This is a genomic window from Pelagibius sp. 7325 (assembly GCF_037652055.1).
Classification (GTDB): Bacteria; Pseudomonadota; Alphaproteobacteria; order Kiloniellales; family Kiloniellaceae; genus Pelagibius.
This window is the reverse complement of the sequence record NZ_JBBKAH010000004.1, coordinates 393,290-407,587: the sequence shown is the minus strand read 5'-3', so window position 1 is coordinate 407,587 and position 14,298 is coordinate 393,290. Positions and strand designations below refer to the sequence as shown.

General features: G+C 67.8%; 11 protein-coding genes. 2 read left to right on the top strand and 9 right to left on the bottom strand.

Annotation, left to right across the window (positions count from 1 at the left end; translation table 11 throughout):
• Positions 1 to 192 precede the first annotated feature (192 nt).
• From recJ to WDC82_RS14880, 5 genes are all read right to left on the bottom strand, one after another.
• On the bottom strand, positions 193 to 1,995 hold the full coding sequence (gene recJ / locus WDC82_RS14900; protein WP_340118125.1) for a single-stranded-DNA-specific exonuclease RecJ: 1,803 nt from the start codon (positions 1,993 to 1,995) through the stop codon (positions 193 to 195).
• Between the two features lie 24 nt (positions 1,996 to 2,019).
• Positions 2,020 to 2,988 carry a class II fructose-bisphosphatase gene (gene glpX, locus WDC82_RS14895; RefSeq protein ID WP_340118157.1) on the bottom strand — a complete coding sequence of 323 codons (969 nt, stop codon included), beginning with the start codon at positions 2,986 to 2,988 and terminating at the stop codon, positions 2,020 to 2,022.
• A gap of 52 nt (positions 2,989 to 3,040) precedes the next feature.
• Entirely contained in the window at positions 3,041 to 4,381 is a 1,341-nt protein-coding gene (locus WDC82_RS14890; protein WP_340118124.1) for a homoserine dehydrogenase, read from the bottom strand.
• A complete protein-coding gene (locus WDC82_RS14885) occupies positions 4,378 to 5,598 on the bottom strand; it encodes an LL-diaminopimelate aminotransferase (RefSeq protein WP_340118123.1) in 1,221 nt (406 codons plus the stop codon). Before WDC82_RS14885 ends, WDC82_RS14890 begins: the two co-directional genes overlap by 4 nt.
• 134 nt (positions 5,599 to 5,732) lie before the next feature.
• Positions 5,733 to 6,533 (bottom strand): OmpA family protein, encoded by an 801-nt coding sequence (locus tag WDC82_RS14880; protein WP_340118122.1) that lies wholly within the window; start codon positions 6,531 to 6,533, stop codon positions 5,733 to 5,735.
• A 232-nt stretch (positions 6,534 to 6,765) separates the two neighbouring features.
• Here WDC82_RS14880 and WDC82_RS14875 point away from each other — a divergent pair, with 232 nt between their 5' ends.
• Complete coding sequence (locus WDC82_RS14875; protein ID WP_340118121.1) at positions 6,766 to 8,607, top strand: class I poly(R)-hydroxyalkanoic acid synthase; 1,842 nt, start codon at positions 6,766 to 6,768, stop codon at positions 8,605 to 8,607.
• Positions 8,608 to 8,640: 33 nt separating this feature from the next.
• Here WDC82_RS14875 and WDC82_RS14870 read toward each other — a convergent pair whose 3' ends face one another.
• Positions 8,641 to 9,210, bottom strand: coding sequence for a gamma carbonic anhydrase family protein (locus tag WDC82_RS14870; protein ID WP_340118120.1), 570 nt, complete (start codon positions 9,208 to 9,210; stop codon positions 8,641 to 8,643).
• A 293-nt stretch (positions 9,211 to 9,503) separates the two neighbouring features.
• On the opposite strand from WDC82_RS14870, the gene WDC82_RS14865 reads away from it, so the two are divergent.
• Complete coding sequence (locus tag WDC82_RS14865) at positions 9,504 to 11,792, top strand: DUF3604 domain-containing protein (protein ID WP_340118119.1); 2,289 nt, start codon at positions 9,504 to 9,506, stop codon at positions 11,790 to 11,792.
• 8 nt (positions 11,793 to 11,800) lie between these two features.
• Here WDC82_RS14865 and WDC82_RS14860 read toward each other — a convergent pair whose 3' ends face one another.
• From WDC82_RS14860 to WDC82_RS14850, 3 genes are all read right to left on the bottom strand, one after another.
• Positions 11,801 to 12,622 carry a GntR family transcriptional regulator gene (locus WDC82_RS14860; RefSeq protein WP_340118118.1) on the bottom strand — a complete coding sequence of 274 codons (822 nt, stop codon included), beginning with the start codon at positions 12,620 to 12,622 and terminating at the stop codon, positions 11,801 to 11,803.
• A 101-nt stretch (positions 12,623 to 12,723) separates the two neighbouring features.
• Positions 12,724 to 13,245 (bottom strand): tripartite tricarboxylate transporter TctB family protein, encoded by a 522-nt coding sequence (locus WDC82_RS14855; RefSeq protein ID WP_340118117.1) that lies wholly within the window; start codon positions 13,243 to 13,245, stop codon positions 12,724 to 12,726.
• Positions 13,242 to 14,219 (bottom strand): tripartite tricarboxylate transporter substrate binding protein, encoded by a 978-nt coding sequence (locus tag WDC82_RS14850; protein ID WP_340118116.1) that lies wholly within the window; start codon positions 14,217 to 14,219, stop codon positions 13,242 to 13,244. Before WDC82_RS14850 ends, WDC82_RS14855 begins: the two co-directional genes overlap by 4 nt.
• Positions 14,220 to 14,298 lie beyond the last annotated feature (79 nt).

Below are 14,298 nucleotides of genomic sequence, written 5' to 3'. Positions count from 1 at the left end.
CGGGGCTTGACCCCGGGACCCAATGCCCTCGCCGTTCAACGGTCATCGACAAAATTCTTTTCCGTCCTTGCGGCTGGCGTAGACGCATACAGAGGGCTGCTGTGCCGCGTGCTGGTGCCAATGGGCCCCGGGGTCAAGCCCCGGGGCGACAGCGGTGTGTGTGTGTATTGCCGTTGCGTGAATGCCGGCGGATCAGAATGCGGGGCCGCCGGAAACCGGGGCCGCGTCCTCGATGACGAACTGCACGCCCTCGCGGCCGTTCCAGCGGTCGACCTGCAGGCGTCCGGCGACGTGCAGCGGCAGGCCGGCGGTCTGCAGCAGCGCCGGGCCGAGATCGCTGTCGAGGGCGCGGAAGGCGATGCCTTTCAGGCTGCCGCCGCCCGAGCCCGCCGCATCGCCCAGGAAGCAGCGCACGTGGTTCTCGCCCACCACGGAGGCCTTGGAGACCTTGACCGCCGTCAGCGCAAAGCGCGGCTGCACGTTGCCGACGCCGAAGGGGCCGCAACGCTCGAGCTGTTCCAGCAGCTCCAGGGTGGCGCCGCGCGGCTTCAGGGCGCCGTCGATGCCCAGCGACGGGCGGTAGTCGATCTCCGCCAGGCGGCGCGCGAGACGCGTGTCGAGAAAGGCCGTGAGTGCCGCGAGATGCTCCTGCGCGACGGTGAGGCCGGCCGCCATGGCATGGCCGCCGCCGTTCACCAGCAGGCCCTCCTGGCGCGCGGCGATGACCGCGGCGCCGAGATCGACGCCGGGCACCGAGCGCGCCGAGCCCTTGCCGACGCCGTTCTCGAGCGCCACCACCAGGGCCGGCTTGTTGAAGCGCTCCTTCAGGCGGCTGGCGACGATGCCGATGACGCCGGCGTGCCAGCCTTCGGAAGCGGCAAACACCAGTCCTTCACCGGGTCCCGTCTCCTCCACCTGGCGGATCGCCTGGTCGAGCACCTGCACTTCGATCGCCTTGCGCTCGGCGTTGTAGGCGTCGAGCCGGACGGCGATGGCGGCCGCCTCGCCCGGGTCGTCGCAGGTCAAGAGGCGCGCGCCCAGCGGCGCCTCGCCGACGCGTCCGCCGGCGTTCACCCGCGGGCCGAGCAGGAAGCCCGCGTGGTAGGTGCCGGGCTTCTCATCCATGCGCGCGACGTCGCTCAAGGCCACCAGGCCGGCGTTGCGCCGCGCCGCCATGACCTTCAGCCCCTGCGCCACCAGGGCGCGGTTGAGCCCCGTCAGCGGCACCACGTCGCAGACGGTGCCGAGCGCCACGAGGTCGAGCCACTGCAGCAGGTCGGGCTCCGGGCGGCCCGCGCGCCGGTACCAGCCGGCATCGCGCAGCGCGCGGTTCAGCGCCACGACGAGCAGGAAGGCGACGCCGACCGCGGCGAGCTGGCCCAGGCCGGAGCTGTCGTCGAGGCGGTTGGGATTCACCACCGCGGCCGCAGCCGGCAGGCGCGGCTCGGCGGCATGGTGGTCGACGACGATGACCTCCAGGCCCGCCGCCGCCGCCGCGTCCAGCGCATCAAAGGCGGTGATGCCGCAATCGACGGTGATGACCAGGTCGACGCCGGCGGCCTTCAGGCGCTTGAGGGCCGGCGCGTTGGGGCCGTAGCCCTCCGCCAGGCGGTCGGGGATGTAGATCTGCAGCGGCACGCCGAGTGCCGCGAAGAAGCGCCCCAGCACTGCCGAAGAGGTCGCGCCGTCGACGTCGTAGTCGCCGAAGACGGCGACCTTCTCGCCCGCCTCCACCGCGCGGACCAGGCGCTGGGCAGCGCGGTCCATGTCCTGGAACACGGAGGGGTCCGGCAGGTAGGCACGCAGGGTCGGGTTGAGGAAGCGCTCTGCCTCCTCCCCATCGACGCCGCGCGCGGCCAGCACGCGGCCGACGATCTCCGGCAGGCCCAGCTGCTGCGACAGCGCGAGCGCCTGGCGGCCGTCGGCCAGGCGTTCCTCCCAGCGCTTGCCGCAGAGCGAACGTTCGACGCCCAGGAAGCAGCCGCGCCCGTTCATTGCCCCGCTAGCGATCTCTTCGCCTCACACGCCCAGAGAGTCGTACCAGGTCTTGCGCTCGAAGTTGTGGTGCGCCTCGACGTAGCGCACGGTGCCGGACTTGGAGCGCATGACCACGGAATGGGTGGTGGCGCCGCCGTGGAAGCGGCGCACGCCGCGCAGCATGGAACCGTCGGTGACGCCGGTGGCGGCGAACATGACATCGCCGCTGGCCAGCTCTTGCAGGCTGTACTTGCGGTCGTAGTCCTTGATGCCCCACTTGTCGGCCCGCTTGCGCTCGTCGTCGTTGCGGAACACCAGGCGGCCCTGGAACTGGCCGCCGATGCAGCGCAGCGCGGCGGCGGCCAGCACGCCCTCCGGCGCGCCGCCGACGCCCAGGTAGATGTCGACACCGCTGTCCTTGGCGCTGGTCGCCATGACGCCGGAGACGTCGCCGTCGCCGATCAGCATGATGCGCGCCCCGGCGGCGCGCACCTTGGCGATGATGTCGCTGTGGCGCGGGCGGTCGAGGATGCAGGCGACCAGGTCGGAGACGTCGACTTTCTTGGCCTTGGCGAGATTCTTCAGGTTCACCGCCGGCTCCTCGTCGAGGTCGACCAAGTCGTCCGGCAGGCCGCCGCCGACGGCGATCTTGCTCATGTAGGTGTCGGGCGCGTTGAGGAAGTTGCCGGCCTCGGCCATGGCGATGACCGCCAGCGCGTTCTGTCCGCCCTTGGCGGTGATGGTGGTGCCTTCCAGCGGATCCAGGGCGATGTCGATGGCCGGCCCGCCGGAGCCGACCTTCTCGCCGATGTAGAGCATCGGCGCCTCGTCGCGCTCGCCCTCGCCGATCACCACGGTGCCGTCGATCGAGAGGCCGTTGAGCGACTGGCGCATGGCGTTGACGGCGGCCTGGTCGGCGGCCTTCTCGTCGCCGCGGCCCATCAGGCGCGAGGCGGCAAGTGCGGCGGCTTCGGTGACACGCACCGTCTCCAGGGCAAGGTTGCGGTCCATGGCGCTGAGTGGCGAGCTGGCTTTCGGCATCGGGTCCTCTGGGGGCTGTCGGTTAAAGATCTACGATCCGGATCAGCCGCGGCTGTTCGACCACGGCATCCAGCTCGGCGATGCGGGCGAGCGCCCGCTGGATCTGCGCTTCCTGGGTCTCATGAGTCATGATCACCACCGGCACCGCCTCTCCCTCGCCTTCGGCGCGGCCGCGTTGGATCATCGATTCCATGGAGATCGTCTCGTCGCGCAGGGCCGCCGCCACGTCGGCGATGACACCCGGCTTGTCGAGCACCAGAAGTCGCAGATAGTAGGGACAGGCATGTTCGCCCATCGCCAGGTTGGGCAGGCGTGTCAAGCCTGAGGCCGGGATGCCGAAGACCGGCAGCACCATGCCGCGCGCGATGTCGATGAGGTCGGCCACCACGGCCGACGCCGTCGGACCGGCGCCGGCGCCGCGCCCCTCGTACATCGTGGTGTCGACGAAGTCGCCGTCGGCGACCACCGCGTTGAACACGCCCGAGACGCTGGCGATCGGCAGGTCCTTGGCGACCATGCAGGGATGCACGCGCTGCTCCACCGCGCCGTCGACCAGCTGCGCCAGGCCGAGGAGCTTGATGCGATAACCGAGCTCGTCGGCGTAGGCGACGTCGAGTGCCGAGACGTTGCGGATGCCCTCGACGTAGACGTTCTCGAAGTCGACCTCGCAGCCGAAGGCGAGCGCGGTCAGGATCGCCAGCTTGTGGGCGGTATCGATGCCGTCGACGTCGAAGCTGGGATCGGCCTCGGCGTAGCCGAGACGCTGCGCCTCGGCGAGCACCGTGTCGAAGTCCTGGCCCCCCGGTGAATTGCCGGGCGGATTACCGTGAGGATTGTCGCCGTCGCCGGCCATCTGGGTCAGGATGTAGTTGCAGGTGCCGTTGAGGATGCCGTAGACGCGGTTGATGCGGTTGCCCGCCAGGCCCTCGCGCAGGCCCTTGATGATCGGGATGCCGCCGGCCACCGCCGCCTCGTAGCCGAGGCCGCGGCCGACGCTCTCCGCGAGGCCCGCCAGCTCGGTGCCGTGGTGGGCCAGCAGCGCCTTGTTGGCGGTGACCACGTGGCGCCCGGCGCGCAGCGCGGTCTCCACCATCAGCTTGGCAGGGTCTTCCGAGCCGCCGACCAGTTCCACCACCACGTCGGCCTCGGCGTCGCGCGCTAGCGCGATGGGATCGTCGAACCATGCGAGACCGGAGAGATCGACGCCGCGGTCCTTGTTGCGGTCGCGCGCCGACACCGCCGTCACCTGCAGCGGACGCCCGGCACGCGCGGCGATCGCCGCGGCATTCGCCTGCAGCAGGCGCAGGGTGCCCGCGCCGACCGTGCCCAGCCCGGCGATGGCTATGCGAAGAGGTTTACTCAAGAAGCGATGTTCCGAACCTGTGTGCCCTGTTCGTTGATGCCCAGGGACTTGAGGAAGGCCTTGATGTTGCGCACCGCCTGACGGGTGCGGTGCTCGTTCTCGACCAGGCCGAGGCGCACGAAGCCCTCGCCGTACTCGCCGAAGCCGATGCCCGGGGCGACGGCGACCTGCGCCTTCTCCAGCAGCAGCTTGGAGAACTCCAGCGAGCCCATGTCCTTCAGCGGCGCCGGCAGCGGCGCCCAGCAGAACATCGTGGCCGGCGGGCTGGGAACGGCCCAGCCGGCGGCGTTGAGACCGGAGACCAGCACGTCGCGGCGGCGGCGGTAGCGCGCGCGCATCTCGTCGATGCAGTCCTGCGGGCCGTTGAGCGCCGCGGTGGCGGCGACCTGGATCGGTGTGAAGGCGCCGTAGTCGAGGTAGGACTTCACCCGCGCCAGGGCGGCGATGAGACCGGGATTGCCGGCGCAGAAGCCGATGCGCCAGCCGGGCATCGAATAGGTCTTGGAGAGCGAGGTGAACTCGACCGCGATCTCCTTGGCGCCGGGGATCTGCAGGATCGACGGCGGCGGCGGCCCGCCGAAGTAGACCTCGGCATAGGCGAGGTCGGAGATGATGTAGATCCCGTTCTCGCGGCAGAAATCCACGACAGTGGAATAGAAATTAAGATCAACGACTTCTGCCGTCGGGTTCGAGGGATAGTTGAGCACCAGGGCCGAGGGTTTCGGCACCGAGTGGCGCATCGCGCGCTCCAGCTGGTCCATGAAATCGAAGCCCGGCGCGACCGGGATGCTGCGGATCGCCGCGCCGGCGATGATGAAGCCGAAGGCGTGGATCGGATAGCTCGGGTTGGGCGCGAGGATGATGTCGCCCGGGCTGGTGATCGCCTGGGCGAGGTTGGCCAGGCCCTCCTTGGAGCCCAGGGTGACGATGACCTCGCGCTCCGGGTCCAGTTCCACACCGAAACGTCTGAGGTAATAGGCCGCGTGCGCCTTGCGCAGGCCCGGAATGCCGCGCGAGGTGGAGTAGCGGTGCGCCCGCGGGTCGGCCAGGGTCTCGGCGAGCTTGTCGATGACATGCTGCGGCGGCGGCTGGTCGGGGTTGCCCATGCCGAAGTCGATGATGTCCTCGCCGGCCGCCCGCGCCTTGGATTTCAAGGCGTTGACCTCGGCGAAGACATAAGGCGGCAGGCGCTTTATGCGATGGAAATCCTGAGTCATGGTCGTACAGGCGGACCTTCAAACCCGCTAGAGATGCAAACCCGCGAAAAGCCGCTGCAGGCGAGCCGGCGCCCCAAGGATGCCGGCATGATGGCGCCGGCGCGGCTCAGCGGGTTCTTGTAGCGACGGCGGGTCTAGTTTTCCAGGAAGATTTCGACCCGGCGGTTGCCCGCTTCCCCCGACGGCATGAACTCGTGATAGACCGGCTCGGCATCGCCCACCGCCTCGGTCTGCATGACTTCCAACGGCACGCCGAGGTCCACCAGGGCCGCCTGAACCACCTCGGCCCGCTCCAGCGAGGTCTCGAAATTGGCGAGCTGGTGCTCGTCGGGGGGCGCGTTCTGGGTCCGGCTGCTGGCGTGGCCGACGATCCTGAGGCTGCCGCCGCGCTGCCTGTAGAGGGCGGCGACGTCGTTCAGCACGCCGCGGTCGCGGGCATCCAGATCGGCCGCGCCGTGCCCGAAGAAGATGATCGCCGCCAACTGGCCGCCGCCGGCGCCGGTCTGCAGCGGCAGGCCGGAGACCTGGTCGCTGGTGGTCACCGAATCGCCCTCGATGATGAGGCTGGAGGCGAAGGGATCGCGCGGCGCCGCGGTTTCCAGGGGCGGCGCCTCGGTAAAGGTCGCCTGGCTGCGGTCCTCGGCCATCTCGGCCATGACCTTCTCCCGGTCTTCCGGGGCGGTGTAGGGCCGCGGCTCCTTGGGGACCTCGCCGAGGCTCGGAAACGTGTCCTTCGCCCCCTCGGCTCTCACCTGGGCGGGCTGCTCCGCCGCCGCTTCCTCGGGCGTCTTGGTCGCATCCTGCAACGCCGCGCAGCCGCCCAGCGCCAGCGCTGCGGCCGTCAGTGCCGCCAGCGGCCAGCCCCGGCGCCGCCCGGCGGCCGGCCCGCCGTTCTCCCGGGCCAGCGGTATCATCGCCTCCTGCTTGTCGATCATCGCCTCTTCTTCCTTAAGACGGGCGTTTGAATCCGTGTCTCCCTCCGGTCCGGCGCCCCGCAACGCCGCCGAAAACCGAGGTTTTCGGCGTCCCTTGCCGCCGTTACCGCTATTGAAACGGACTCACCCCCCCATTACCTTGAAAACAATTAAGCAAACTCGCGTTTCCATGCCGAGTCCCCGCAGGCCGGCGCCGGGTTGCGGCAACCAGATGCAGGATAAGGAAGCCGCTATGGCGGAGCAACAGCCCCCCGACATCAAACTGCCCGATCCCGTCGAAATCTCGAAGTCCATGGCGGCCATCGCCGAGCGCAGCCAGAAGCTGGTCGCCAACTTCCTGGCCCGGCAGGAGCCGGGCGCCACGCCCAACAACTTCGATCCGCTGAACATCGGCGCCGCCTTCATGGAGATGACCCACCGCATGATGGCCGATCCGGCCAAGCTGGTGCAGGCGCAGATGAACCTGTGGCAGGACTACATGCGGCTGTGGCAGACGACGGCCCAGCGCATGATGGGCCAGGAGCCCGACCCCATCGCGACACCGGAGAAGGGCGACCGCCGCTTCAAGCACCCGGAGTGGGACGAGAACGACCTGTTCGACTTCGTGAAGCAGTCCTACCTGCTGACCGCGCGCTGGATGCAGTCGACCGTGAAGGACGTCGAGGGTCTGGACGACAAGACCGCCCAGAAGGTCGACTTCTATACCCGCCAGTTCGTCGACGCCATGGCGCCCTCCAACTTCGTGATGACGAACCCGGAGGTGCTGCGTGCGACGCTGGAGTCAGGCGGCGAGAACCTGGTGAAGGGGCTGCACAACCTCCTCGACGACCTGGAGCGCGGCAAGGGCCGCCTCAAGATCCGGATGACCGACATCGAGGCCTTCAAGCTGGGCGAGAACATCGGGCTGACGCCGGGCAAGGTGGTCTACCAGAACGACCTCATGCAGCTGATCCAGTACGAGCCGACGACCGCCGAAGTCTTCAAGCGGCCGCTGCTGATCATTCCGCCCTGGATCAACAAGTTCTATATCCTCGACCTGCGGCCGAAAAACTCCTTCATCCGCTGGGCCGTCGAACAGGGCCACACCGTCTTCGTCATCTCCTGGGTCAATCCCAACGAAAAGCTGAAGGCGAAGTCGTTCGAGGACTACATGACCGACGGCCCGCTCACCGCGCTGGACGCCATCGAGCGGGCAACCGGTGAAGAGGATGTCAACGTCATCGGGTATTGTCTCGGCGGCACGCTGCTGGCCTGTACCCTCGCCTACATGGCGGCCCAGAAGGACGACCGGGTGAAATCGGCGACCTTCTTCACCACCATGCTGGACTTCAAGGAGTCCGGCGAGCTCGGCGTCTTCATCGACGAGGTGCAGTTGGCCGCCCTCGAAGAAAAGATGAAGGACAAGGGCTACCTGGAAGGCGCCGACATGGCGACCACCTTCAACATGCTGCGCGCCAACGATCTCATCTGGTCCTTCGTGGTGAACAACTACCTGATGGGCAAGGACCCCTTCCCCTTCGACCTGTTGTACTGGAATTCCGACTCGACGCGGATGCCGGCGGCCATGCACAGCTTCTACCTGCGCCGCATGTACCAGGAGAACAAGCTGGTCGAGCCCGGCGGCATCACCTTGAAGGGCGTGAAGATCGACCTCTCGAAGGTGAAGCAGCCGGCCTGCCTGATCTCGACCCGCGAGGACCACATCGCGCCGTGGAAGGCGACCTACTCGGCCACCCAGCTGCTGGGGGGGCCGGTGAAGTTCATCCTTGCCGGATCCGGCCACATCGCCGGCGTCGTCAATCCGCCCGAAGCACAGAAGTACGGCTACTGGACCAACGACAAGAACCCGAAGGATCCCGACGCCTGGTGCAACAGCGCCGACGAACACCAGGGCTCCTGGTGGCCGGAATGGCAGACGTGGATTGAAACCTTCAGCGACGGCAAGGTGGCGGCGCGCAAGCCGGGCGACGGCAAGCTGAAGGTCCTGGAGGACGCCCCCGGCAGCTACGTGAAGGTCCAAGCCCAGGACAGCGACGAAGCGCCGAAGAACGGCAAGGGCAAGCGCAAGGGTTAGCCAACGCCTGTCAGAACATCGGTGGCGTCGCCTCTACTGCCCGCCCCGCTCCTGGCGTGCGGTCAGGTAGTTGGTCGCCAGCTTGCGGTAATGGCCGGCCTGATATTCAAAGTCGGCCATCTCGGCATCGCGCAGCTCGCGCATGAAGCGGGCCGGGCTGCCGCCCCACAGCTGGCCGCTCAGTACCCGCTTGCCCGGGGTCACCAGCGCGCCGGCCGCCACCATGCCGCGCGATTCCACCACCGCCTTGTCCATCACCACAGCCGCCATGCCGATGAAGGCGCCGTCCTGGATGGTGCAGGCGTGCAGCATGGCCTTGTGGCCGACGACGACGTTGGCGCCGATGATCGTCGGCATGCCGCCGCCGGTCTCGCGGTAGTCGCCGGCGCGGTCGTGGTTGCCGTGCACCATGGTGCCGTCCTGCAGATTGGTCCCCGCCCCGATGCGGATTTTGTTCACGTCCCCGCGCAGCACGCAGCCGAACCAGATCGAGGCGCCGGGGCCGATCTCCACGTCACCGATCACGGCGGCCGTGTCGGCGATGTAGGCGTCGGGATGAATCTTCGGCCACAGGCCGCGGTAGGGGAGGATATGACCGCTCATGAAAAACCTTCTCGCAATGAGAGGAACCACCACGGGGGAACGCCGCGCCCGAGGCACATAGCGGGCAGCGCGGCGAAGGTCAAATCGCCTGAAACGGCGCGCGCAGTACCACGGCGCCAGCGGCGACGGCGTCGAGCGGTTAACTGGCCAGGGAATCAGCGAGATACGGCCCAACCGCACCGGCCGCGCATTTTTGATCTTGCCCCGAATAACTCTATAGTTATCCTAGCGCGAGGTACCACGCTCTCCCGGCGCCCAAGCCGCGCCCTTCCCTAGGCAGGAGTCCCCGCAGCATGTCCGACACGCCGGTCGCAACCGATCTCGTTGGGGCCGTGTGGCCCGCCAGCCATCCCGGCGAGGACCCGATGCTCTACGGGCACGTGGACCTGCAGCCCAAAGGCGCCTTCGAAGCCCGCAGCGTGCAGACCTTCCGGCTGGTCTACACCGTCGGGCGCTACGGCATCGACGACACCGGCGGGATTGCCGTGCTGTTCCGCTTCGTCGGCGACCAGGGCGACCTGCAGACCGACGATCCCACCGGCTACAACTACGTGACCGCGCAGACCAGCACCGGGGCACGCATCCGCCTGCATTACGGCGGCACATCCGGTCACCGCCCCTGGTTCAAGGCGCTGGCCGCCAAGCTGCACGGCGGTTACCTGAGGGAAGGCGACACCATCACCATTGTTTTCGGCGACACCAGCCAGGGCTCGCCGGGTATGAAGCTGCAGACCTTCTGCGAATCAGGCTTCGAGTTCAAGGTGGTGGCCGACGTCTGCGCGGTGGGCCACTATACCCCGCTGCCGGAAACGCCCTCGATCGCCATCGTGCCCGGACCGCCCGCGACTTGGCGCGCCGCCCTGCCGACGCTGCGCCGGCCTGGCGAGACTTTCCAGTTCGGCCTCAAGGCGGAGGACAAGTGGGGCAACCCCTCGCACCTCGCCGAGGGGCGTTTCCGCCTGCAAGCCAGCCTGCCCGTGGATGGCCTGCCGGAACACCTGCACTACAAGAGCGGCCAGCGGGCGGTGACGCTGGAGGGCCTCTCGGTCGCCGAACCGGGCGAGCTGAGCATCAAGGTCTACGACGGCAATGCGCTGATCGCCGAGGCTGGCCCCCTGCTGATCCGCGACGGCACGGTCTCCGGCTACTGGGGCGACCTGCACGGCCAGAGCGGCGAGTCCATCGGCATCGGTGCCTCGCGGGAATACTTCGACTTTGCCCGAAACATGTCGTTCCTCGACGTCACCAGCCACCAGGCCAACGACTTCCAGGTCAACAACGCCTTCTGGAAGCATCTCAACGCCCTCACCGCCGAGTATCACGAGGATAACCGCTTCGTCGTGTTCCCGGGCTACGAGTGGTCGGGCAATACCGCGGTCGGTGGCGATCGCAATGTCTTCTTCCGCACCGAGGGCCGCCAGATTCACCGCTCTTCGCACGCGCTGCTGCCGGATCGCTCCGACCTGGCGACCGACGCGCCGGACGCCCGGCGCCTTTTCGAGATGCTGGAGGGCGAGGACTGCTGCGTCTACGCCCACGTCGGCGGCCGCTACGCCGACATCAAGTTCGCCCACGATCCGCGTTTCGAGACAGCCATGGAGATCCATTCGGCCTGGGGCACCTTCGAGTGGCTGCTGACCGACGGCTTTCCTCTTGGCCACCGCTCCGGCGTGGTGTGCAACAGCGACGGTCACAAGGGCCGCCCGGGCGCCAGCTATCCCGGCGCCGCCAAGTTCGGCGCCTACGGCGGCCTCACCTGCTTCTACGCCGAGGAACTGACCCGCGACGGCATCTTCGATGCCTTGCGCAGGCGCCACCACTACGGCACCACCGGCTGCCGCCTGCATCTCGACGTGCGAGCCGCGCTGCCGGGCGGCGGGCGCCTCTTCGAGCGCGATCCCAACGCCTTCCCGGACGCCGGCAGCCACGACACCGGCGAGGTGATGATGGGCGACATCGTGCAGACCGCCAGCGACCATCTGGAGCTCAGCATCGAGGTCGCCGCCCATGCCCCCATCGAGCGCATCGAGATCCGCAACGGCACCGACGTGGTCGAGCTGTTCCGTCCCTACGGCAAGCAGGACCTCGGCAGCCGCGTGCGCGTGCTGTGGTCCGGCGCCGAGTACCGCGGTCGCGGCCGCCAGAGCACCTGGATCGGCAAGGCCCGTTTCGGCGGCGCGCGAGTGCGCGACATCCGCAAGATCAACGCCTGGAATCACGAGCGCCGCCTGGAACAGACGGGCACCGACATGGTCGAGTGGAACGCGTTGACCACCGGCAACTACGGCGGCTTCGACGCCTGGCTGGAGGAGGAAAACGGCGGCCGCTTCGAGCTGACCTGCAATCACGGCAGCATCCACTGCCAGTTGGACGAGATCGGCCTCGACGACATCGTCATGGAGGCCGGCGGCCTGGAGCGCAGGATCCGCGTCTTCCGGCTGCCCGACGAGAACCCGCACCGCAGCGTCACCCACAAGCTGCGGGTGCCGCTGAAGGCGAGCGGCGACAACCCGATCTGGGTCTGCGTGAATACCGAGGACGGCTTCCAGGCCTGGAGCAGCCCGATCTTCGCGTTCCGCTGACCCCGCCGTCAGCCGAGCAGTTCCAGTTCGTAGGGCGTCTCGGGGATGACGATGCGCTGATAGGACATCGGCGTGTCGCGGAAGCTGTAGCTCAGCGCCTTCATGTTGATGCCGCGGCTGCCCGGCGTCACGCCGATGACCTTGGCGATGTCCTTGGGAATCTCGATCATCGCCAGGCGGTGGATCGCCCGCAGCGTCGGCGCGTTGTAGCGCTCGTGCAGGAAGATGCGCAGGTTCTTGCCGGACAGCACCTCAAGCGGCGTGTCCAGCAAGGGACGGAAGCGCGGCCCTTCCAGGTAGACTTCGGAGTAGACGTTGAACTTCTCGTCGACCCCGATGACGCGGCAGATGCGGATGTAGCTGGGCGCGAAGCCCATGAAGTCCGACCAATCGCCCTGCTCGACAATCTCGTCGACGCTGTGGACGGTGGAAATCCAGGGCAACAGACTCTTGCCCTCGGCATCGCGAAAGCGAAAGTGCCAGATGCTGGAGCCGAGTTCCTTGGCGGCGGCGACGAAGGTACCGGCGCCGCGGCGGCGCTCCAGCAGGCCGCTGGACTGCAGCGGGCGGATCGCCGACTGCACCGTGCCGAGGCTCAGCCCCAGCACGATGCTCAGTTCCTTCTCGCCCGGCAGCTTGTCGCCGGGCCGCCAGAAACCGCGCTCGATGAGGTCGAAGAGGGCGTTCTTGAGGGTCTGCACCTTGGACTCGCCGCGCCCATCGACAGCGCTTTCCAGTTCCTGGCGCAGGATGACGATACGCGAGTCCGCCGCAAGGGCCGCCAGCTCATCGTCTGAGGCCCCCCTGTGCGAAACACCGGCATCAGCCATGGACATCCGTTTCCTCCCGCTTCATCCGCCCCCTTATGCCCTGACGCCCGGGAGGGAGCAACCGAAACGAGAATGCCCGGGCGCTATGCCCCAAAGTCCGCCTAACCCTGCAGGGAAGCGGCCAGGAACTCAACCCAACGGCCGCGCGGCAGGATCAGCTTGAAGCCAAGTTCGAAGACCAGGTAGCTGCCGAAGACGGCGCCGAAGGTGCAGGCCGCCAGCGGCAGCGGTCGGCGGATCCCCATCAGCGCGATCGAAGCACCCACGGCAAGGAGCCCGGCCAGATAGAAGCCGATGAAATAGAGACCGGCCACGTAGAGCCCCCAGATGGCAGCGAGCAGATAGAGCTTCGGCGGTTCCCTGCCCGCTCCCATCTCCAGGAACGGATCGTCCTCCCCAGCCGCGCCCGAGGCGGTGGGGATGCCGTAGGCGGCCAGCACCAGGAGCAGCACTGCCAGGAAGGCGATCAGGATGGCGGCAATTTCCGCCACGATCACATGCTCGCCATGGCCTCCGGCATGATCGGGGATGAGGACGAACCACAAGATGAAGGCGAAGAAAAGAAGCACGACGCCGGCAAGGGCGTCGCGCAGTCTTTCCGGCCGCGTGGCGATCGGCCTCATTCGGCGAGATAGGCCTTCAGTTCCTGGGCCTCTTCGGTCAACCCCGAGAGAAGCTCGAGGTATTCTTCGCCGCCGATCCACTGCGGGATGAGATCGCGCGAGCGGAGCTTCTCCCGCGCAGCCTCGTCGGCGATCGCCTCTTCCATCGCCGCGATGAGGACCTTGGTCTTCTCAGGATCGGTTCCCTTCTTCACCGCGTAGCCGTAGTACATCTGCACCAGGAACTTTGCGCCGACCTCGGAGATGCTGCGCACCCCGGACACGCCCACCTCATCCAGGTTGCCCGGGCTGAGCACGCCCAGCACGTTCAGCTTGCCTTCGCGGGTCGCGCCCAGCCAGGCGCCGGTGCCAACGCCCGTCTCCGCCGTCGCCACGTGGCCGCCGAGGATCGCCGCCGACCCCTCGGCACCGCTCTTGAAGGGCACCAGGCGGAACTTCAGATCGAACTGCTTGGACATCGCTTCGACGACCCGCGACGCCCAGAAGGCGCCGCCGTCGGCGAAGGTCACCGGGTTCTCCTTGGCGTAGGCGATCAGTTCCTCCAGGGTCTTGAAGGGCATGTCCTTGCGCCCGAAGAGCACGCGCTGCTGCACCATGATGCTGCCCAGCGGCGCGAAATCGTCGAGGCCGATCTCGCGGTCGAGCATCAGCGCGGTGACGTAGGCGCTGGAGCCGAAGTCGACCACCGTGTAGCCGTCGGCCGCCCGCTCCTGCAGGGCCTGCCAGGCGAGCACGCCGCCGGCGCCGGGCTTGTGTTCGATAAAGACCTCGACGCCGAGAATCTTCTCCAGCCGCTCGGCGAGGATGCGCGTCGACACATCGGTCATGCCGCCGGGGCCGTAACCGATGATGATGGTAATCGGCTTTTCCGGAAAGGCCGCAACGGCCGTCGTCGGGCCGGCCAGGGTCAGCAGGCCGCCGACCGCTGCCGCACAGATCGCGGCGAAAAACCCGCGAAGTCGCATGATTGCCATGATGAGAAGCGCTCCTGTCGTTTGCTTTGTGAGGTCGTTTACGGGACGGATCGCTGCCTGCCGGATTGCCCGGCCGACC